Origin of the sequence: Tessaracoccus coleopterorum, assembly GCF_011174705.1 — a bacterium.
In the GTDB taxonomy this organism is placed as follows: Bacteria; Actinomycetota; Actinomycetes; order Propionibacteriales; family Propionibacteriaceae; genus Arachnia; species Arachnia coleopterorum.
The window spans coordinates 658,133-676,076 of the sequence record NZ_JAANIJ010000001.1 but is presented as its reverse complement, the minus strand read 5'-3'; the positions used below and the strand labels follow the sequence as shown (position 1 = coordinate 676,076).

Annotated in this window: 24 protein-coding genes and 7 pseudogenes; 26 read left to right on the top strand and 5 right to left on the bottom strand. The window is 66.7% G+C overall.

Going from position 1 to position 17,944, the window contains the following annotated elements; all coding sequences use genetic code 11:
• The first annotated feature begins 1 nt into the window (after position 1).
• The 8 genes and pseudogenes from rplW (at position 2) to rpsQ (ending at position 3,636) form a co-directional block, all read left to right on the top strand.
• Positions 2 to 330, top strand: a pseudogene (gene rplW, locus G7085_RS04365) (50S ribosomal protein L23).
• A gap of 3 nt (positions 331 to 333) precedes the next feature.
• Positions 334 to 1,169: pseudogene (gene rplB / locus G7085_RS04360) on the top strand (50S ribosomal protein L2).
• A gap of 18 nt (positions 1,170 to 1,187) precedes the next feature.
• A complete protein-coding gene (rpsS, locus tag G7085_RS04355; protein ID WP_187721361.1) occupies positions 1,188 to 1,469 on the top strand; it encodes a 30S ribosomal protein S19 in 282 nt (93 codons plus the stop codon).
• Between the two features lie 44 nt (positions 1,470 to 1,513).
• Positions 1,514 to 1,892: pseudogene (gene rplV / locus G7085_RS04350) on the top strand (50S ribosomal protein L22); the annotation flags it as partial.
• A gap of 5 nt (positions 1,893 to 1,897) precedes the next feature.
• Positions 1,898 to 2,706 (top strand): annotated as a pseudogene (gene rpsC / locus G7085_RS04345) (30S ribosomal protein S3).
• A gap of 3 nt (positions 2,707 to 2,709) precedes the next feature.
• A complete protein-coding gene (gene rplP, locus G7085_RS04340) occupies positions 2,710 to 3,129 on the top strand; it encodes a 50S ribosomal protein L16 (RefSeq protein WP_197510087.1) in 420 nt (139 codons plus the stop codon).
• Positions 3,129 to 3,362, top strand: coding sequence for a 50S ribosomal protein L29 (gene rpmC / locus G7085_RS04335; protein ID WP_197510086.1), 234 nt, complete (start codon positions 3,129 to 3,131; stop codon positions 3,360 to 3,362). Before rplP ends, rpmC begins: the two co-directional genes overlap by 1 nt.
• Before the next feature lie 2 nt (positions 3,363 to 3,364).
• Positions 3,365 to 3,636: pseudogene (gene rpsQ / locus G7085_RS04330) on the top strand (30S ribosomal protein S17).
• 70 nt (positions 3,637 to 3,706) lie between these two features.
• Here the strand turns inward: rpsQ and G7085_RS04325 are convergent.
• Together G7085_RS04325 and G7085_RS04320 are read right to left on the bottom strand one after the other, a co-directional pair.
• Positions 3,707 to 4,257, bottom strand: a pseudogene (locus G7085_RS04325) (LacI family DNA-binding transcriptional regulator).
• Complete coding sequence (locus G7085_RS04320) at positions 4,254 to 4,715, bottom strand: LacI family DNA-binding transcriptional regulator (protein ID WP_197510085.1); 462 nt, start codon at positions 4,713 to 4,715, stop codon at positions 4,254 to 4,256. Before G7085_RS04320 ends, G7085_RS04325 begins: the two are co-directional and overlap by 4 nt.
• A gap of 153 nt (positions 4,716 to 4,868) precedes the next feature.
• On the opposite strand from G7085_RS04320, the gene G7085_RS32005 reads away from it, so the two are divergent.
• The 11 genes and pseudogenes from G7085_RS32005 to G7085_RS31990 all read left to right on the top strand — a co-directional run bounded on the left by G7085_RS32005 (position 4,869) and on the right by G7085_RS31990 (position 9,788).
• On the top strand, positions 4,869 to 5,411 hold the full coding sequence (locus G7085_RS32005; RefSeq protein WP_331715465.1) for an alpha-amylase family glycosyl hydrolase: 543 nt from the start codon (positions 4,869 to 4,871) through the stop codon (positions 5,409 to 5,411).
• Positions 5,339 to 6,079, top strand: a pseudogene (locus tag G7085_RS32000) (alpha-amylase family glycosyl hydrolase); the annotation flags it as partial. The gene G7085_RS32005 and the pseudogene G7085_RS32000, both read left to right, overlap by 73 nt.
• Entirely contained in the window at positions 6,065 to 6,511 is a 447-nt protein-coding gene (locus G7085_RS31995) for a DUF3459 domain-containing protein (RefSeq protein ID WP_331715921.1), read from the top strand. The pseudogene G7085_RS32000 and the gene G7085_RS31995, both read left to right, overlap by 15 nt.
• Positions 6,512 to 6,516: 5 nt before the next feature.
• Positions 6,517 to 6,882 carry a hypothetical protein gene (locus tag G7085_RS04310; protein ID WP_197510084.1) on the top strand — a complete coding sequence of 122 codons (366 nt, stop codon included), beginning with the start codon at positions 6,517 to 6,519 and terminating at the stop codon, positions 6,880 to 6,882.
• Positions 6,846 to 7,163 carry a hypothetical protein gene (locus G7085_RS24010; RefSeq protein WP_231980814.1) on the top strand — a complete coding sequence of 106 codons (318 nt, stop codon included), beginning with the start codon at positions 6,846 to 6,848 and terminating at the stop codon, positions 7,161 to 7,163. The genes G7085_RS04310 and G7085_RS24010 overlap by 37 nt, the downstream gene beginning before the upstream one ends.
• Entirely contained in the window at positions 7,046 to 7,447 is a 402-nt protein-coding gene (locus G7085_RS04305) for an extracellular solute-binding protein (RefSeq protein ID WP_231979959.1), read from the top strand. The genes G7085_RS24010 and G7085_RS04305 overlap by 118 nt, the downstream gene beginning before the upstream one ends.
• Positions 7,393 to 7,938 carry a hypothetical protein gene (locus tag G7085_RS04300; protein WP_197510082.1) on the top strand — a complete coding sequence of 182 codons (546 nt, stop codon included), beginning with the start codon at positions 7,393 to 7,395 and terminating at the stop codon, positions 7,936 to 7,938. Before G7085_RS04305 ends, G7085_RS04300 begins: the two co-directional genes overlap by 55 nt.
• 126 nt (positions 7,939 to 8,064) lie before the next feature.
• Positions 8,065 to 8,709: a carbohydrate ABC transporter permease gene (locus G7085_RS24005; protein ID WP_231979208.1), complete on the top strand. Its 645-nt coding sequence runs from the start codon at positions 8,065 to 8,067 to the stop codon at positions 8,707 to 8,709.
• On the top strand, positions 8,613 to 8,942 hold the full coding sequence (locus G7085_RS24000; protein WP_231979958.1) for a carbohydrate ABC transporter permease: 330 nt from the start codon (positions 8,613 to 8,615) through the stop codon (positions 8,940 to 8,942). The genes G7085_RS24005 and G7085_RS24000 overlap by 97 nt, the downstream gene beginning before the upstream one ends.
• Before the next feature lie 58 nt (positions 8,943 to 9,000).
• Positions 9,001 to 9,243 (top strand): ABC transporter permease family protein, encoded by a 243-nt coding sequence (locus G7085_RS23995; RefSeq protein WP_231979207.1) that lies wholly within the window; start codon positions 9,001 to 9,003, stop codon positions 9,241 to 9,243.
• A 2-nt stretch (positions 9,244 to 9,245) separates the two neighbouring features.
• Positions 9,246 to 9,788, top strand: a complete 543-nt coding sequence (locus G7085_RS31990) for a carbohydrate ABC transporter permease (RefSeq protein WP_331715464.1) — start codon at positions 9,246 to 9,248, stop codon at positions 9,786 to 9,788.
• A 35-nt stretch (positions 9,789 to 9,823) separates the two neighbouring features.
• Here the strand turns inward: G7085_RS31990 and G7085_RS04285 are convergent, their stop codons facing one another.
• A complete protein-coding gene (locus G7085_RS04285) occupies positions 9,824 to 10,204 on the bottom strand; it encodes a phage holin family protein (protein WP_197510081.1) in 381 nt (126 codons plus the stop codon).
• A 435-nt stretch (positions 10,205 to 10,639) separates the two neighbouring features.
• Between G7085_RS04285 and G7085_RS04280 the strand changes: the two genes are divergently transcribed.
• Positions 10,640 to 11,806: an ABC transporter substrate-binding protein gene (locus tag G7085_RS04280; RefSeq protein WP_197510080.1), complete on the top strand. Its 1,167-nt coding sequence runs from the start codon at positions 10,640 to 10,642 to the stop codon at positions 11,804 to 11,806.
• Positions 11,807 to 11,998: 192 nt separating this feature from the next.
• Here the strand turns inward: G7085_RS04280 and G7085_RS04275 are convergent, their stop codons facing one another.
• Both G7085_RS04275 and G7085_RS04270 read right to left on the bottom strand, forming a co-directional pair.
• Positions 11,999 to 12,265: a hypothetical protein gene (locus tag G7085_RS04275; protein ID WP_197510079.1), complete on the bottom strand. Its 267-nt coding sequence runs from the start codon at positions 12,263 to 12,265 to the stop codon at positions 11,999 to 12,001.
• Between the two features lie 74 nt (positions 12,266 to 12,339).
• On the bottom strand, positions 12,340 to 12,612 hold the full coding sequence (locus tag G7085_RS04270) for a hypothetical protein (RefSeq protein ID WP_197510078.1): 273 nt from the start codon (positions 12,610 to 12,612) through the stop codon (positions 12,340 to 12,342).
• Between the two features lie 15 nt (positions 12,613 to 12,627).
• Here G7085_RS04270 and G7085_RS04265 point away from each other — a divergent pair, with 15 nt between their 5' ends.
• The 6 genes from G7085_RS04265 (at position 12,628) to rplN (ending at position 17,944) form a co-directional block, all read left to right on the top strand.
• Positions 12,628 to 13,143 carry a carbohydrate ABC transporter permease gene (locus G7085_RS04265; RefSeq protein ID WP_197510077.1) on the top strand — a complete coding sequence of 172 codons (516 nt, stop codon included), beginning with the start codon at positions 12,628 to 12,630 and terminating at the stop codon, positions 13,141 to 13,143.
• A 31-nt stretch (positions 13,144 to 13,174) separates the two neighbouring features.
• Positions 13,175 to 13,327, top strand: a complete 153-nt coding sequence (locus G7085_RS23985) for a hypothetical protein (protein WP_231979206.1) — start codon at positions 13,175 to 13,177, stop codon at positions 13,325 to 13,327.
• Positions 13,321 to 13,938, top strand: coding sequence for a carbohydrate ABC transporter permease (locus tag G7085_RS04260; RefSeq protein ID WP_331715463.1), 618 nt, complete (start codon positions 13,321 to 13,323; stop codon positions 13,936 to 13,938). The genes G7085_RS23985 and G7085_RS04260 overlap by 7 nt, the downstream gene beginning before the upstream one ends.
• 177 nt (positions 13,939 to 14,115) lie before the next feature.
• Entirely contained in the window at positions 14,116 to 14,853 is a 738-nt protein-coding gene (locus tag G7085_RS23980; protein ID WP_331715462.1) for an ABC transporter ATP-binding protein, read from the top strand.
• A complete protein-coding gene (locus G7085_RS04255) occupies positions 14,841 to 17,378 on the top strand; it encodes an ABC transporter permease (protein ID WP_231979205.1) in 2,538 nt (845 codons plus the stop codon). Before G7085_RS23980 ends, G7085_RS04255 begins: the two co-directional genes overlap by 13 nt.
• A 197-nt stretch (positions 17,379 to 17,575) precedes the next feature.
• Positions 17,576 to 17,944, top strand: a complete 369-nt coding sequence (gene rplN / locus G7085_RS04250; RefSeq protein WP_197510076.1) for a 50S ribosomal protein L14 — start codon at positions 17,576 to 17,578, stop codon at positions 17,942 to 17,944.

The following is a 17,944-nucleotide window of genomic DNA, read 5'->3' as shown; positions in this document are numbered from 1 at the left end:
GCTGAAGATCCGCGATCACCGCGACGTCATCCTGCGTCCCGTGGTGAGCGAGAAGAGCTACAACCTGCTCGATGACGGCAAGTACACCTTCGTCGTCGCTCCCGACGCCAACAAGACTGAGATCAAGATCGCCATTGAGACGATCTTCGGGTCAAGGTGGCATCGGTGAACACCCTCAACCGCCAGGGCAAGCGCCGCCGTACCCGCTACGGGTTCGGCAAGAAGGCCGACACCAAGCGTGCCATCGTCACCCTCGCCGAGGGCGAGAGCATCGACATCTTCGGGGCCCGGTCGGCTGACCGGGTGCTCATAAAGAAGAAGGATTTTTGACTCATGGGTATCCGTAAGTACAAGCCGACTACGCCGGGCCGTCGTGGCTCCAGCGTGTCCGACTTCGTCGAGCTCACTCGCTCCACCCCGGAGAAGTCGCTGCTCGCACCGAAGACGAAGACCGGTGGCCGTAACAACACCGGCCGCATCACCACGCGCCACATCGGCGGCGGCCACAAGCAGGCCTACCGCATCATCGATTTCAAGCGCTACGACAAGGACGGCGTTCCGGCCAAGGTCGCTCACATCGAGTACGACCCCAACCGCACCGCCCGCATCGCGCTGCTCCACTACCTGGACGGCGAGAAGCGCTACATCATCGCCCCAACGGGCTGACCCAGGGCACCGTCATCTCGGCGGGCGAGGGCTCCGACATCAAGCCGGGCAACAACCTCGAACTGCGTCAGATCCCCGTCGGCACCACGGTGCACGCCGTGGAGCTGCGTCCCGGTGGCGGCGCGAAGCTCGGCCGCTCGGCCGGTGCGGCGATCCAGCTCGTCGCTCGTGAGGGCAAGTACGCCACGCTGCGTATGCCCTCGGGCGAAATGCGCATGGTCGACGTCCGCTGCCGCGCCACGATCGGCACGGTCGGCAACGCCGAGCAGTCCAACATCAACTGGGGCAAGGCCGGCCGCAACCGCTGGAAGGGCATCCGCCCGACCGTCCGCGGTGTCGTGATGAACCCGGTCGACCACCCGCACGGTGGTGGCGAGGGCCGCACCTCCGGTGGCCGTCACCCGGTTTCCCCGTGGGGCAAGCCCGAGGGCCGCACCCGCGACAAGAACAAGGCGAGCAACCGGCTCATCGTCCGTCGACGCAAGACCGGCAAGAAGCGCTGATAGGGAGAGTCAAGAACAATGCCACGCAGCCTTAAGAAGGGCCCCTTCGTCGACGACCACCTGCTCAAGAAGGTGGAAGTCCAGAACGACAAGGGCACCAAGAACGTCATCCGCACCTGGTCGCGCCGCTCGATGATCATTCCCGACATGCTCGGGCACACCATCGCGGTGCACGACGGTCGCAAGCATGTCCCGGTGTTCGTCACCGAGTCCATGATCGGTCACAAGCTGGGCGAGTTCGCTCCCACGCGCACCTTCAAGGGGCACGTGAAGGACGACAAGAAGGCCCGTCGCCGCTGAGGCGCGAGATAAGGAACTGATTCAACTATGAGCAACGAGAACGGCAACAGCCGTCGTCGCGAGGCCCTGCTCGGGACCGCGACGGCTCGTACGCCATCGCGCGTCACGTCCGTATGAGCCCCACCAAGGTTCGTCGCGTCATCGACCTCGTCCGTGGCATGAGCGTCAAGGAAGCCCTTGTCGCCCTGAAGTTCGCCCCTCAGGCGGCCTCCGAGCCCGTGTACAAGGTCGTGGCCTCGGCGGTCGCGAACGCTGAGACCTCTGAGGGTCTCCGCGGCGATGACCTGTACATCTCCAAGGCATTCGTCGACGAGGGCGTGACCCTCCGCCGGATCCGCCCCGGCCAAGGGATCGGCCAGCCGCATCCTGAAGCGCGGCTCGCACATCACCGTGGTCGTCGAACCCCGCGAGACGAAGGGAGCCTGATAATGGGCCAGAAGATCAACCCGATTGGTTTCCGCCTCGGCATCACCACCGACCACGTCTCCCGTTGGTACAGCGACAAGCAGTACTCGGAGTTCGTCGGTGAGGACGTCAAGATCCGCGGGTACCTGACCAAGACGCTCGAGCGCGCCGGCATCTCGTCCATCGAGATCGAGCGCCGCTCGGAGCGGGTGACCATTTTCCTGCACGCCGCCCGTCCGGGCATCGTCATCGGCCGTAACGGCGCCGAGGCGGAGCGCGTCCGTGCCGAGCTCGAGAAGCTCACCGGCAAGCAGGTCCAGCTGAACATCCTCGAGGTCAAGAACCCCGAGATCGACGCTCAGCTTGTCGCCCAGGGCGTTGCCGAGCAGCTCGGTGCCCGTGTCGCTTTCCGTCGCGCCATGCGCAAGGCCCAGCAGACCGCCATGCGTGCGGGCGCCAAGGGTATTCGCATCAAGTGCTCCGGTCGTCTCGGCGGCGCTGAGATGTCGCGCTCCGAGGGTTACCGCGACGGCCAGGTGCCGCTGCACACCCTCCGCGCCGATATCGACTACGGCTTCTACGAGGCCCGCACCACGTTCGGTCGCATCGGCGTCAAGGTGTGGATCTACAAGGGTGACGTCGTCGGCACCCGCGCAGAGCGCGCCGCCCAGAAGGCTGCCCGCAACAGTGCGCCCGCCGGCCGTCAGCGTCCGGGCCGTCGTCCGGCCCGCGGCGAGCGCGGTGATCGTCCCGAGCGCGGCGGTCGCCGTCGCGCCGACGCAGCGCAGGCTGAGGCCCCGCTGCGCCCGCAACTGAGAACGCAGGAGCATAAGTCATGCTGATTCCTCGTCGAGTTAAGTTCCGTAAGCAGCACCACCCCAAGCGGGATGGTGCGGCCAAGGGCGGCACGAAGCTGGCCTTCGGCGATTACGGCATCCAGGCGCTCGAGTCGTCCTACCTGACCAACCGTCAGATCGAGGCCGCTCGTATCGCCATGACCCGTCACATCAAGCGTGGCGGCAAGGTCTGGATCAACGTGTACCCGGACCGCCCCCTGACCAAGAAGCCGGCCGAAACCCGCATGGGTTCCGGTAAGGGTTCGCCGGAGTGGTGGGTCGCCAACATCAAGCCCGGACGCGTTCTGTTCGAGCTCTCCGGCGTTCCGGAGGAAGTGGCCCGTGAGGCCATGCGTCTGGCCATCCACAAGCTGCCCTTCAAGGCACGCTTCATCAAGCGCGAAGCAGGTGACAACTGATGAGCAAGTCTCTCAAGGCACACGATCTCCGTGGTCTTTCGCGTGACCAGCTCAACGCCAAGATCGTTGAGCTGAAGGAAGAGGCCTTCGGGCTCCGCTTCCAGGCCGCCACGGGGCAGCTCGAGTCGAGCAGCCGCCTCAACGGCGTCCGCAAGGACATCGCCCGCATCTACACGGTGCTGCAGGAACGCAACCTCGGTATCGAGGACGAGCCGGCCGTCGAGGAGAACTGACAATGAGCGAAGAGAACACCACCGAGCGCAGCAGGCGTAAGGTCGCCCAGGGCGTCGTCGTGTCCGACAAGATGGACAAGACGATCGTCGTGATGGTCGAGGATCGGGTCAAGCACCCCTCTACGGCAAGGTCATGACGAAGTCCATCCGGCTGAAGGCCCACGATGAGAACAACGAGGCCGCCACCGGTGACCTCGTCCGCGTGATGGAGACCCGTCCGCTGTCGGCGCAGAAGCGCTGGCGCCTGGTCGAGATCATCGAGCGCGCCAAGTAAGGCACAGGCCCTACCCGCAGCAGGCCCGCACCTCCCCGGAGGTGCGGGCCTGCTACGTCTGCTGGACCGGTCAGCTGGTGCGTGCCTCCGCGACGGAGCCGCGCCGGCACAGCGTCACGGGGAGACGCACCTCGGCGGGTCGCTCCCTGCCGTCGATGAGTTGGAGCAGCGCGTCGACCGCCGCCTTCGCCTTGGCGGGGATGTCCTGTCGGATCGTGGTGAGCGAGGGGTCACGTAGCGCGCCTCGGGCAGGTCGTCGAAGCCGACGATGGAGGCCTCCTCCGGCACGCGCACCCCGGCCTCGACCAGGCCCTTCAACAGCCCGATGGCGATGATGTCGGCGGTGGCGAAGATGCCGGTGGCCCGATCGGGCCGCTCCGCGAGGCTTGTCCCCAGTTCTCGGCTGGCGTCGAAGAACGGCTCGCAGTCGATCAGTTCCAATGAGTCCCGGTCGAGGCCGGCCTCAGCGACGGCTGCGCGGAAACCGAGGCAGCGCTGGTGGATGACGCCGGGGCGGTCGACGCCGGGAGCGACCAGGGCGAGGCGACGGTGCCCGGCCGCGATCAACTCGCGGGCGGCGAGCAGGCCGCCCTGGAAGTCGTCGAGCCCTACCCTGCTCACCCGGCTCGAGGTCGAGTAGTTGTCGACGAAGACCAGGGGAGGCCCAGTTGCGCCTGCACCTCGTCGGCCTCCGAGGTGAAGGCGCCCAGCACGATGGCGCCGTCAACCCTCCACGAGCGGAGCTCTGCGGAGGTGTGTGAGACGTCGTCGGCGGAGCGGATCATCAGGAACCGGCCTGTGCTGGTGATCCGGCGCTCGACCTCGTCGAGGAAGATCGAGTCGTGCGGGCTGGGCTGGCTGCGCTGACCGCTGGCCGCGTGGATGAGAGCCACGATGTTGGACCGGCTCGTGGAGAGTGCGGTGGCGGGTCTGTTGGGGACGTAACCCGTGCGGGCCATGATGCTGCGGATGCGTTCGGCGGTGGCGGCCGACACCTTGTCGGTGCGGCCGTTGAGGACGTTGGAGACCGTCATCGCACTCACGCCGGCCTCAGCCGCGATGTCCCTGACCGTTGTCATGCTGACCCCTCCGAAATCGGCAGCCTACCCGTGGACGGTTGTTCCGGTCACGATCCGATAACACGGGTTGACGGCTGCCCATGGGAGAGTTTAGCATCGCGTTTATCGGTAAACGTGTACCGGTAAACGCCGATTGGTCTGGGGAGGGACAACGTGTTCGCTGACGACACATCCTGGTGGCGGCGCGCCGTGATCTACGAGATCTACCCGCGCAGCTTCGCCGACGGCGATGGAGACGGGATCGGCGACCTGGCCGGTGTGCGCGCGGCACTGCCCTACCTCGTGAAGCTCGGTGTGGACGCCATCTGGTTCACGCCGTGGTACGCGTCACCGCTGATCGACGGCGGCTACGACGTTGCCGACTACCGGGCCATCCATCCCGACCTCGGGACGCTGGAGGAGGCGGAACTGCTGATCGCCGAGGCGGCAACCCTCGGGATCCGCACGATCATCGACGTGGTGCCCAACCATGTTTCATCCGCCCACCGGTGGTTCCGCGAGGCGCTCGAGGCCGGGCCCGGATCGGCAGCCCGCGGGCGGTTCTGGTTCCGCGACGGCGCGGGCGACGACGGCGGGATCCCCCGAACCGGTGGCCGTCCAACTTCCACGGGCCGACATGGACCCGCGTCACGGAGGCGGACGGCCGGCCGGGCCAGTGGTATCTCCACCTGTTCGCACCGGAGCAGCCCGACCTGAACTGGGCGAACCCCGAGGTGTGGGAGGAACACGAGTCGGTGCTCCGCTTCTGGTTCGACCGCGGGGTCGCCGGCATCCGGGTCGACTCGGCCGCCCTGCTCATCAAGGACCCCGAGCTCGCTGACGTCGTCGACCACCATGGGCCCGGCCAGCACCCCAACACCGACCGTGACCAGGTGCACGACGTCTACCGCGCGTGGCGACGGCTCGCCGACGCGTACCCGGGCACCCGGGTGCTGGTGGGGGAGGTGTGGCTGCCCGACGCTGCGCGGTTCGCGAACTATCTGCGCAACGACGAGATGCACACCGCCTTCAACTTCGACTTCATGATCCGGCCCTGGGAAGAGGGCCAGCTGCGCGAGTCGATCGACGCCACCCTTGCGGCGCACGCCCTGGTGGGCGCCCCTCCGACATGGGTGCTCTCAAACCATGACATCACGCGACCGGTCACCCGGTACGGCCGCAGGGATTCCGGCTTCGCGTTCGAGGACAAGCGGTTCGGCCGCACCTCAGACCCGATGCTCGGCCGACGCAGGGCGCGCGCTGCGGCCCTGCTCACCGCGGCTCTCCCGGGCTCGCTCTACATCTACCAGGGCGACGAACTCGGCCTCCCCGAGGTTGAGGACATCCCGGACGATGCGCGCAGGGACCCGATGTACCTGCTCTCCGGGGGTACCGACCCCGGCCGCGACGGGTGCCGGGTGCCGCTGCCCTGGCGCGCGGGGAGCCCAACGTCGGTTTCTCGCCGGTCGAGGTCGCCACCTGGCTTCCCCAGCCGGCCTGGTGGGGGACTACGCGGCCGACACCCAGGCCGCCGACGCGGGGTCGATGCTCAACCTCTACCGCCGGGCGCTCTCCGTGCGCCACACCGCCCCGGCCTCGCGGGCGAGGACTTCGCCTGGATCGACTCGGATGCAGGCGTGCTCGCCTTCGCGCGGGGCCGCGGCGACGACGAGGTCACGTGCCTTGTCAACCTGGGCCCAACCCCGGTTGCCCTCCCTGCGGGAGCCCACGTTCTGCTGTCGAGTGCCGCTCTGCACGACGACCAACTCGAGCCCGATAACGCAGTCTGGCTCGGCCACCACAAGAAGGAGAAGTGAGTTCCATGTCAACCACACGTCGCGGCGTTGCCGCACTCGTGGCAGCACTCGTGGGCGCCGGTGCCCTCGTCGGCTGCTCCGGTCAGACCCCCGCAGGCCCGACCGGCACCCCGGATGGGACCTCGTCGCCCGGCGCCACCAGCCCGGCGGCCCAGACCGTCACCCTCCGCGTCGTCTCGCTGTTGCCCGGCTCGGAGCAGGCGGCGATCGATGCCTTCAACGCCCAGGTGGCCGAGTTCGAGACGGCCAACCCAGGGATCGACATCGTTCCCGAGGAGTATGAGTGGAAGGCCACGACCTTCGCGGCCCAGCTCGCGGCGGCACGCTCCCCAACGTGTTCGAGATCCCGTTCACCGACGGCAGGACCCTGATCGAGAACAAGCAGATCTCCGATCTTGACGCACAGTTCACGACGCTCCCCTATGCCTCCAAGTTCAACGAGTCGCTGCTCGCCGCGGGCAAGGGGCCGGACGGACATGTCTACGCGATCCCGGCCAAGAACGTCTACGGGTGGGCCTCCACATCAACCGTGACCTGTTCAGGTCGGCCGGGCTCGATCCCGACAAGCCGCCGACCACCTGGACCGAGGTCCGCGAGGCCGCCAGGAAGATCGCCGAGGCAAACCCCGGCGTCGCCGGCTACATGCAGATGACCCAGAACAACACCGGGGGCTGGCAACTCGTCGCGAACACGTTCGCCCACGGTGGCCGCGTCCAGACCCTCAACGCTGATGGCACGGCGACCTCGACTCTCGACAACGCGGGCACGAAGGCTGCCCTGCAGATGCTCAAGGAGATGCGCTGGAGCGACAACTCGATGGGCTCCAACTTCATGTTCGACTGGGCAGCATCAACCAGGCGTTCGCGGCCGGTCAGATCGGCATGTTCACCTCCGGCTCCGACGTGTACACCTCGATGGTGCAGACCAACGGCCTGAAGCCGGAGATGTACGGGCTCGGCGCCATGCCGCAGGAGGGCGCGGACGCGGGTGTCCTCACCGGAGGCACCCTCGTGGCGATGCCCGCCTCCGCCACCGACGCCGAGAAGGACGCGGCCATCAAGTGGATCGACTTCTTCTACCTGGCCAAGCTGATCGACAAGGACCGCGCCATCGCCGATGCCAAGACGCTGGTCGCCAACAACCAGCCCGTCGGAACCCCCGTCCTGCCGATGTTCAACCAGGCCCAGTACGAGGAGAACCAGGCGTGGATCAAGGACCTCATCAACGTGCCGCTCGCTCAGATGACGGGTTACACCTCGACCATGTTCGACCTCAACCTCGTGGGTGAGCCGAGCCAGAAGACGCAGGAGATCTACGCGCTGCTCGACCCGGTCGTGCAGGCCGTGCTGACCGACCGGAATGCGGACATCGACAAGCTCCTCGCCGATGTGAACAAGCAGGCCCAGGCACTGCTCGACGCAAAGTGACAGCCGACGTGGGTGCGCCGGCCAGCCCCGGCGCACCCACGCCCACCTCCATCCAGGGAAAGACCAGACCCACGTGACAACGACCGTGTCCCGGCCCGCGAAGGGCATCACCGCCCACATCAGAGCTTGGGTGGGCAACGGGGGAGTGAGCACCCTCGTCTTCGCTCTGCCCTGCTGCTCATCTTCGGGCTGTTCTCCTGGCTGCCCATCGTCAGATCGGTGGTGATGAGCTTCCAGAAGACGAACCTCGTCGATCCCGCGGTGTTCGTCGGCCTCGACAACTTCGCCTACGTCCTGAACGATCCGCTGCTGGGCATAGCCGTGCGCAACACCGTGTACTTCGCGTTCCTGGCGCTGCTGATAGGCTTCCCGATCCCGCTGGTGGTCGCCGTCCTGATGAGCGAGGTCCGACGGTTCAAGGGCCTCTACTCGGCGCTGGCCTACCTTCCGGTGGTTGTGCCTCCGGTCGTATCGGTGCTCCTCTGGAAGTTCTTCTACGACGCGAGCCCGACCGGGGTGTTCAACACGATCCTCGGCTGGATCGGGCTCGGCCCCTTCCCCTGGTATCAGGACGCGGGCTGGGCCATGCCGTCGCTCGTGCTGGCCGCCACCTGGGCGGGCGCAGGGGCACCATCATCATCTACCTCGCGGCCCTCACCGGCGTCCCGCCAGAGCTGTACGAGGCCGCCGAGATGGACGGCGCGGGCATCTGGCGCAAGATCTGGCATGTCACCCTTCCTCAGCTGCGTGGCGTCATCTACATCACGCTGATCCTGCAGATCATCGCCACCGCGCAGGTCTTCCTCGAGCCGTACCTGTTCACCGGTGGTGGGCCCGCACACGCGACGATCACCGTCCTGCTGCTGATCTACAACTACGCGTTCGCCAACAGCCTCGGTGGCAACTACGGTGCGGCGACGGCGCTGTCGCTCATGCTCGCTGCGTTCCTCGCGCTGTTCTCGCTGCTCTACTTCCGCCTGACGAATTCCTGGAGCCGGTCATGAGGGCGCGGGCCCAGCGCGGCATCGTCTCCCGGCGGACTGGCGGGCCCCGCTCGTCAGGATGGGCCTCGGCGCCACGCACGCGGTGCTGCTGTTCCTGCTGATCGTCGCGGGCCTCGGGCCGATGCTGCTGCTTGCCAAGTTCGCGGTCACGCCCACGCAGGACATCCTCCGCACGCCGCTGGCCCTGTTTCCGAACGGCATCAAGCTCGGGAACATCGAGCAGGCGTGGAACAGGGTCCAGATCAGCCGCTACTTCCTGAACACCGTGTGGCTCGCGATGGGGCCTGGGCCTCGCAGATGATCGTGGCCACCACGGGCGGCTACGTCCTGTCCGTGCTGCGGCCGAAGTACGGGAAGGCGCTGAACGCGATGGTGCTCGCGACGCTGTTCGTGCCGGCCGTCGTGCTGCTGGTCCCGCTGTACCTGACGGTTCTCGACCCGCCGCTGATCGGGCGGTCGCTGATCAACTCGTTCTGGGCTGTGTGGCTGCCCGCGGGCGCGAGCGCATTCAACGTCGTGCTCGTCGCGCGCTTCTTCGACAGCCTTCCCCGCGAGATCTTCGAGGCGGCCCGGGTCGACGGTGCGGGCAACTTCCGGCTGTTCTGGTCGATCGTGCTACCGATGTCGCGCCCGATCCTCGGCGTCGTCAGCGTGTTCGCGATCATCGCGAGTTGGAAGGACTTCCTCTGGCCGATGCTGGTGTTGAAGGACCCGGCCATCCAGCCGCTCTCCGTGAGGCTCCCTGCCATCGCGGGATCCGTAGACCTGGGCGTGTTCCTGGCATCGCTCGCGATCGCCACGCTGATCCCGTGGGCCTCTTCCTCGCGTTCCAGAGGTTGTTCCTGAACGGCGCCGGAATGGGAGGCGCCGTCAAGGGGTGATCAGGAGGCGGTGTGCTCGCGGTTGTTCCCGAGGAGCCCGCCGAGGATCGCGCCGACGACGGAGATGATCAGCGATCCCCAGAGGGCGGGCCAGAAGCCGGCGACGTGGAAACCGAGCCCGAAATTGCCCGCCAGCCAGGAGGTGAGCAGCAGCATGCCCGCGTTGATCACCAGCATGAACAAGCCGAGCGAGAGCACGACGAGGCACGTGCTGACGACCGTGACGAGGGGCTTGATGATCGCGTTGACGAGACCGAAGATCAGGGCCACCAGGAGCAGGGTGACCACCTGGTTGTCGGAACCGAGGTGGATACCCGGGACCAGCCAGACGGCCACTGCGGTGGCAAGGGCCGTGACGATGAGTCGCATGAGGAATCGCATGGTCCCACCCTGCCAGTCCCGGGCCGTCACCGCAGGAGGGATCGCCCTGATCCGTCCCTGAAACCGATGGCTCGGGGCTCCGGCCCACCCACAGCGGAAACGGCCCTCGTCCGATTGGCGTGTCGCGTCGGCGATCCGGCCGGGCGGGGACCGCCGTACCCGTCCCGGTTTAGGTTGGTCGGGTAACTGACCGCGACGGCGCGGGTCGCAAGGTTGCCCCGTGCCGGGATCTGAGGAGACCTGCATGTTCAGGCACACGACCACCCGACTACCAGCACTCGCCTTCGCAGCCCTCGCAGGTGCGCTGCTGCTCACCGCGTGCGGCGGCGGCACCACCCCACCCGCCCCGACGGGAACAGTGGCGTCACCACCCCCGCTGAGAGCCCCGGAACCGGCGGCGGTGGACTCGGAGACTTCACCGGCACGACGCTGAACGTGGTTGCCGCCTGGTCCGGTGCCGAACAGACCAACTTCGAGGCGGTCCTGTCGCAGTTCGAGAAGGAGACCGGGGCGAAGGTGACCTACACCAGCTTCGGTGACAACGGGCCGACCTACATCTCCGGACAACTCGCGGGTGGGACGCCACCGAACGTCGCGGTGGTCGGCCAGCCGGCGCTGATGGAGCAGCTCGCAACCAAGGGTGACATCAAGCCGGTCGCCGATGACGTCGCCGCACTGGTGAAGGACAACTACTCCCAGTCCTGGATCGACCTCGGCACCGTGGACTCCAAGCTGTACGGCGTCTGGTTCAAGGCGGCCAACAAGTCCACAGTCTGGTACAACGCCACCATCTGGAACGATGCGGGAGCGACCCCGCCGAAGGACTGGGACGGTTTCCTGAAGGAACTCGGGTTGATCCGTGACAGCGGCTACGCGGGCATCTCCATCGGCGCCGACGTCGGCTGGCCGCTGACCGACTGGTTCGAGAACGTCTACCTGCGCACCGCCGGGCCCGAGAAGTACGACCAGCTGACCAGGCATGAGATCCCGTGGACCGATCCCTCCGTCAAGGAGGCCCTCGACGTGCTGGCGACCCTGTTCGGCACCGACCTCGTCGAGCCGGGAGGTGCCCAGCGCACCTTCCCGGAGTCCATCACCCAGGTGTTCGGCGCGAACCCGCAGGCTGGCACCGTCTTCGAGGGCGACTTCGTGGCGGGCGTCATCGCCCAGGACGGCAACTCCGAGGTCGGCAAGACGGCTCTCCTGTTCGACTTCCCGTCGGTCAACAACTCGGGTCCCGCGGTCGTCGGCGGCGGTGACGTGGCCATCCAGTTCACCGATGACGAGGCCACCACGGCACTCATGAAGTACCTGGCCTCCCCGGAGTCGGCCTCCATCTGGGTGTCGAAGGGCGGACTCACCTCACCGAACAACAAGGTCGACACGTCGCTCTACCCGGACGACATCTCCAGGCAGATCGCCGAGGCCCTGACGGGCGCCGAGTCGTTCCGGTTCGACATGTCCGACCTCACCCCGAGCGCCTTCGGTGGCACCCAGGGACAGGGCTTCTGGCAGGAGATGATCACCTTCTACGAGAACCCGAAGGATGTCCAGGGCACCATGGACCGCCTCGAGGCGGCGGCGGTCGCAGCCTACAAGTGAGCGACGTGACGATGACAGCCTCCATTGCCCCGCCGGGTCGGCCTCCGGGTCGGCTCCGGAGGGGCTGATCATCGCCTCCTTCCTGCTCCCCGCGCTGGTGGTGCTGGGCGCCCTGGTGGTGTACCCGATCGTGTTCACCCTGGTGCGGTCCTTCTTCGACCGGTCCGGTGGCCGGTTCGTCGGTTGGCAGAACTACGTTGCGATGTTCACCAACGAAACGACATTCACCGCCATCCGCAACAACATCCTGTGGGTGCTGGTCGCGCCGCTGCTGTGCACCGTCCTCGGGCTGATCTTCGCGGTGCTGCTGGAGAAGCTCAGGTGGAAGACGGCGTTCCGGCTGATCATCTTCATGCCGATGGCCATCTCGATGCTGGCCGCGGGCGTCATCTTCCGCGGTCTGTTCCAGGAGAACCCCCAACTCGGCGCCGTGAATGCGGCCATCGTCGGGGTACGCAACGCGTTCAGCCCCGAGTCCAGCTACCCGGGGGCCAAGCCGCGCGACGAGCAGGGCATCACGGCCGAGCAGGGGATCATCGCCACCGAGGGGAGGTCGGGCCCGGCAGGATCGTCAACTTCCCGCTCATCGGGATCCGGCAGGATCTCCTGCCCCAGGACGCCGCCCAGGCGGCCGCAGCGGCGCAGCCCGGGCCCGACCAGGTCGCGGGCACCGTCTTCCTCGATCTGGTCCGCGGTGGCGGGGCACCCAGGGCTCCATCGACGAGGGCAAGTCCGGCCTGCCGGGCGTCCGCGTCGACGCCGTCACGGCAGACGGATCGGTCGCGGCGACCGCGACCACCGCGCACGACGGGACCTTCCTGTTGGAGGGCCTCGACAGCGGTCAGGCCTACCGGGTTGCGCTCCCGGCCTCCAACTTCGACGAGGGCGCCAGCGGGGTGTCGTGGCTCAGTTCCACGTTCATCAACGCCGTCGTGATCCTCGCCTACGTCTGGATCTGGGCGGGATTCGCGATGGTGATGATCGCCTCGGGCCTCTCCGCCATGGACCGCAACCTGCAGGAGGCGGCGAGGGTGGACGGGGCGAACGAGTGGCAGGTGTTCACCAGGATCACCGCGCCGCTGCTCGCCCCGGTGCTCGTCGTCGTCCTCGTCACGCTGATCATCAACGTCCTGAAGATCTTCGACCTGGTCTATGTCATCCCGCCCGGAGCCTCGCGACCCGCCGCCAACGTGATCGCCGTGGAGATGTGGACGGTGTCGTTCGGCGGCGGCAACGACTACGGGCTCGGATCCGCGCTCGCGATCCTGCTGCTCATCCTCGTGCTCCCGTCGATGATCATCAACGTCCGGCGGTTCCGGGAGGAGCGGAGCCGATGAGCGAACTCACCATCGTGCAGAAGCGCACCCCATGCAGAAGGTGATGCGGGCGCTCAACTCGACGATCGTCAACGTCGTGCTCGCCGTCGTCGCGGTCTTCTGGCTCATCCCGACACTGGGCTCCTGCTCACCTCGCTGCGCAGCAGCGGCGACAACTCCGCCTCCGGCTGGTGGAAGGTGCTGACGGCACCGGCACAGTTGACGGTGGAGAACTACGCGAACCTGCTGAGGAACCCGGTGATCACCGGGTCGTTCCTGAACACCGTGGTGATAGCGGTGCCCGCGACAGTGCTCGTGGTGCTGATGGCCGCCGTGGCGGCCTACGCGTTCGCGTGGCTGAAGTTCCCGGGCCGCGACTGGCTGCTGATCGCGATCATCGTGCTGCTGGCCGTCCCGGTCCAGGTCGCGTTGATCCCGCTGGCCCGGCTGTTCGGCCAGATCGGGATCTTCGGCTCCGTGGTCGGCGTGATCGCCTTCCACGTGGCGTTCGGCCTCCCGTTCGCCATCTTCCTCCTGCGCAACTTCTTCGTGCAGTTCCCGAGTGAGCTGCTGGAGGCGGCCCGCGTCGACGGGGCGGGGGAGTGGCGGATCTTCTACTCGGTCGTGCTGCCGCTCGGCAGGCCGGCGATCGCGTCACTCGCCATCTTCCAGTTCCTCTGGACCTGGAACGACATGCTCGTGGCGCTCATCTTCACCAACGCGGAGTCGATGCCGCTGACGGTGGCGATCCAGTCGCAGCTGAGGCAGTACGGCTCCAACATCGATGTGCTCTCCTCTGGGCCTTCCTGTCGATGATCGTCCCGCTGATCGTGTTCTTCGCCTTCCAGCGCTACTTCGTGCAGGCGCTGCTGGCCGGATCCCAGAAGTGACGGACATGCCCGGACGCCCGGCCGATTGCCGCGCGCTTGGGTGACCCACCTAGCATTGGCGTGGCGTTCCATGTCGGATGCGGGCGTCCGGAGGGGTCAGCAGGTGCTTGAGCTGCGCAATGTGAGGAAGTCCTACACGACGGGTGACTTCACGCAGGTGGCGCTGAACGACGTCTCGATCGCGTTCCGCGACAACGAGTTCGTCGCGATCCTCGGGCCGTCCGGCTCCGGTAAGACGACCCTGCTCAACGTCGTCGGCGGCCTCGACCACTACGACTCCGGCAACCTCATCATCGACGGCGTCGAGACGCACAGCTACCGCGACCGCGACTGGGACACCTACCGCAACAACCGCATCGGGTTCGTCTTCCAGGCCTACAACCTGATCCCGCACCAGACGGTGCTAGCCAACGTCGAACTTGCCCTGACGCTTGCGGGCGTCTCACCCGCCGAACGCAGGAGCCGCGCGCTGGAGGCCCTTTCCGAGGTCGGCCTCGCCGAGCACGTCCACAAGCGGCCCAACCAGCTCTCCGGCGGACAGATGCAGCGGGTGGCGATCGCCCGTGCCCTCATCAACGACCCCGAGATCCTGCTCGCCGACGAGCCGACCGGCGCCCTCGACTCCACCACCAGCGTCGCGATCATGGCACTCCTGACGAGCATCGCCCGCGACCGCCTCGTCGTGATGGTCACCCACAACCCCGAACTGGCCGAGGATTACGCGACCCGCATCGTGTCGCTCCGCGACGGCGTCATATCCTCCGACACCAACCCGTTCGCGCCCGAAACAGAGCCTCAGGGCCCCGCACCGCGCCGAGGCGCACCCGGATGTCGTTCCTGACCGCCATCGCGTTGTCGTTCAACAATCTGATGACGAAGAAGGGCCGCACCCTGATGACGTCGTTCGCGGGCAGCATCGGGATCATCGGCATCGCCGCGATCCTCGCGCTCGCCAACGGTGTCAACGCGTACATCAAGGGAGTCGAGGAGGACACCCTCTCGATGTATCCGTTGTCGATCCAGAAGCAGGGCTTCGACCTCGGCTCCATGCTCGCCGCCTCGGCCGGCCTGATGGACGAGATGGATGGCAAGGCCCAGCGGACAGGCGACGTCCACGAGGTCGACATGGTCTCCAGCATGTTCGGCGGGATCGGCACCAACGACCTCGGATCGCTCAAGAGATTCCTCGATGGCGACGGCGGAGGCATCGACGGGTACGTCAACGCCATCGAGTACTCCTACGACGTGACGCCGCAGATCTACGCCGCCGACACCACCAAGGCAGTGCGCCAGGTCAACCCCGACGACACCTTCTCCCGGATCGGGCTGCAGGGTGCGTCCCAGTCCAACCTGATGGGCTCCATGGGCAGCACATCGGTGTTCGCCGAGCTGATGGACGACCTTTCGCTCGTCGATACGCAGTACGACGTCGTCGCGGGCCGCTGGCCGAGCGCCGCGGACGAGACCATCGTGGTGCTCAGCCCGAGCGGCGGCATCAGCGACCTCGCCCTCTACGCGATGGGCCTGCGTGACCCGGCCGAGCTCGACTCCATGGTCGAGCAGATCATCAATGAGGAGCCCGTGAAGACGCCGGGCAACAAGCTCGACCTCACCTACGCCCAGGTGATGGGCGTCACCTTCCGCGTGGTTCCCGCCGCCGACCGCTACACCTACGACGCCGACTACGGCGTCTGGACCGACCGCCGAGGTGACGAGGCGTACATGCGCACGCTGGTGGACGCGGGCGAGACGCTCCGGGTCGTCGGCGTCGTCAAGCCCTCGGGCGACAACTCGGTGCTGCAACCGGGCATCTACTACACCTCCGAGCTCACCCGTCACCTGATGGACGAGGCGGCCGCGAGCGAGATCGTGAAGGGCAGCTCGCCCACCGCGACACGGACGTCTTCTCGGGAAGGGCTTCACCGAGGACGCGGCGGGCCCCAGGAGCTCGACCTCTCATCGTTGGTCACCATCGATGAGGACGCGATCAAGAACGCGTTCACCTTCGACCAGTCGAAGCTTCAGCTCGACCTCGGCGGGCTCGACAACCTGAGCATGCCGGAGCTGGACCTCGACCCCGCCGACCTCCCGCCGCTCGATCTCGCCGCGGTGCTCGGCGACCTCGACCTCACGACCCTGGTGAAGATCCCCGACAATCTGGACGCCGATGTCGGCCGCGCGGGCGGCGTCGTCACCGGGCTCGCCGAGTCCTACGTCGCCTGGACCACCGCCAACAATCTCGACCCCACCGCTGTCGACGTCGCGTTGCCTGCCTTCCTCGCCTCCGATGAGGCGAAGGCGCTGCTCGTCGGCACCGATGACCCGGGCATCGTCACGCAGCTCGTCACGGGATTCCTCGGCTACGCGGCCGAGCACGGGATCGACCCCGCCGACATCGCGGGCAGCCTCGAGGGCTTCCTCGCGTCCGACCAGGGAGAAGCGCTGCAGGCCTCGGCCATGGGGCTGATCGACACCGACTCCCTCCAGAGGCAGCTCCAGGGCGTGCTCGGCGACTACCTGTCGCAGGTGATGGCCACCTACAGCCAGCAGATCGGCGCCCAGCTGGGTGATGCCCTGCGTAGCCAGATCACCTCGACGCTCGAGGGGGCGATGGGGCAGCTCACCGAGCAGATGTCGTCGGCGATGAGCATCGACCAGGACGCCTTCACGGACGCGTTCAAGCTCAACAAGAACCAGGAGGAGCTCACCCAGCTGCTCATGTCGATGGCGACGTCGCGGCAGGTCTCCTACGAGTCGAACCTCCGTACGCTCGGCTATGCGAGCCTGGACGAGCCATCCGACATCTCGATCTACCCGATCGACTTCGAGTCCAAGGGCCAGGTCATCTCGATCCTCGACGGCTACAACGAGAAGGCCCGCAGCGACAACGACGAGGCCCGCGTGATCACCTACACCGACATCGTCGGAGCCCTGATGGGTTCGGTCACCGACATCATCAACATGGTCAGCTACGTGCTCGTCGCGTTCGTCGCGATCTCGCTGATCGTCAGCTCCATCATGATCGGCGTCATCACCTACATCTCCGTGCTCGAACGCAAGAAGGAGATCGGCATCCTCCGCTCCATCGGTGCGAGCAAGGGTGACATCCGCACGGTTTTCAATGCGGAGACCCTCATCGTCGGCTTCGTCGCGGGCGCCCTCGGCGTGGCGATCACCTTCCTGCTCACCATCCCGGCCAACGCGATCGTCTACGCGAACTTCGACGTCGCCAACGTGGCGCAACTGCCCTGGCAGGCCGCCCTCATCCTGGTGGCCATCTCCATGGGACTGACGGCGCTCGCCGGCCTGATCCCGGCGACGGCGGCCTCCAGGAGGGACCCGGTGGAGGCCCTGCGGAGCGAGTAGTGCGCCGATTTTCACGCTCAGGCACACTGCGATAGACTGTGCAAGTTGTCTTGGGTCTGTGCCCCTCCGGGGGACCTCTCCCAGACAGCGACCACGGCCCTCTCTCCCTCGAGCTGGGGGCTGCCACCTGGCAAAATCCAGGTGGTTCGTTTCGAGTTTCACAAGGCCTAACGGAACCGGTGGAGCAAGGAGAAGTAATGATCCAGCAGGAGTCGCGGCTGAAGGTCGCCGACAACACTGGTGCGAAGGAAGTCCTCTGCATCCGTGTTCTCGGTGGCTCGAAGCGCCGCTATGCCTACCTCGGTGACACTTTTGTCGCCACCGTCAAGGATGCGATCCCCGGCGGCAACGTCAAGAAGGGCGACATCGTCAAGGCCGTCCTCGTCCGCTCGAAGAAGGAGCGTCGCCGCGCCGACGGTTCCTACATCAAGTTCGATGAGAACGCGGCCGTGATCCTGAAGAACGACGGGGAGCCCCGCGGCACCCGCATCTTCGGCCCCGTCGCTCGTGAGCTTCGCGAGAAGAAGTTCATGCGCATCGTCTCGCTCGCGCCGGAGGTGATCTGA

Coding starts and splice junctions, on each gene's coding strand:
- rpsS (WP_187721361.1), top strand. CDS start 1,188: ATGCCACGCAGCCTTAAGAAGGGCCCCTTCGTCGACGACCACCTGCTC.
- rplP (WP_197510087.1), top strand. CDS start 2,710: ATGCTGATTCCTCGTCGAGTTAAGTTCCGTAAGCAGCACCACCCCAAG.
- rpmC (WP_197510086.1), top strand. CDS start 3,129: ATGAGCAAGTCTCTCAAGGCACACGATCTCCGTGGTCTTTCGCGTGAC.
- G7085_RS04320 (WP_197510085.1), bottom strand. CDS start 4,715: ATGACAACGGTCAGGGACATCGCGGCTGAGGCCGGCGTGAGTGCGATG.
- G7085_RS31995 (WP_331715921.1), top strand. CDS start 6,065: ATGTACCTGCTCTCCGGGGGTACCGACCCCGGCCGCGACGGGTGCCGG.
- G7085_RS04310 (WP_197510084.1), top strand. CDS start 6,517: ATGTCAACCACACGTCGCGGCGTTGCCGCACTCGTGGCAGCACTCGTG.
- G7085_RS04300 (WP_197510082.1), top strand. CDS start 7,393: ATGTTCACCTCCGGCTCCGACGTGTACACCTCGATGGTGCAGACCAAC.
- G7085_RS23995 (WP_231979207.1), top strand. CDS start 9,001: ATGGGCCTCGGCGCCACGCACGCGGTGCTGCTGTTCCTGCTGATCGTC.
- G7085_RS04285 (WP_197510081.1), bottom strand. CDS start 10,204: ATGCGATTCCTCATGCGACTCATCGTCACGGCCCTTGCCACCGCAGTG.
- G7085_RS23985 (WP_231979206.1), top strand. CDS start 13,175: ATGCAGAAGGTGATGCGGGCGCTCAACTCGACGATCGTCAACGTCGTG.
- G7085_RS04255 (WP_231979205.1), top strand. CDS start 14,841: ATGTCGTTCCTGACCGCCATCGCGTTGTCGTTCAACAATCTGATGACG.
- rplN (WP_197510076.1), top strand. CDS start 17,576: ATGATCCAGCAGGAGTCGCGGCTGAAGGTCGCCGACAACACTGGTGCG.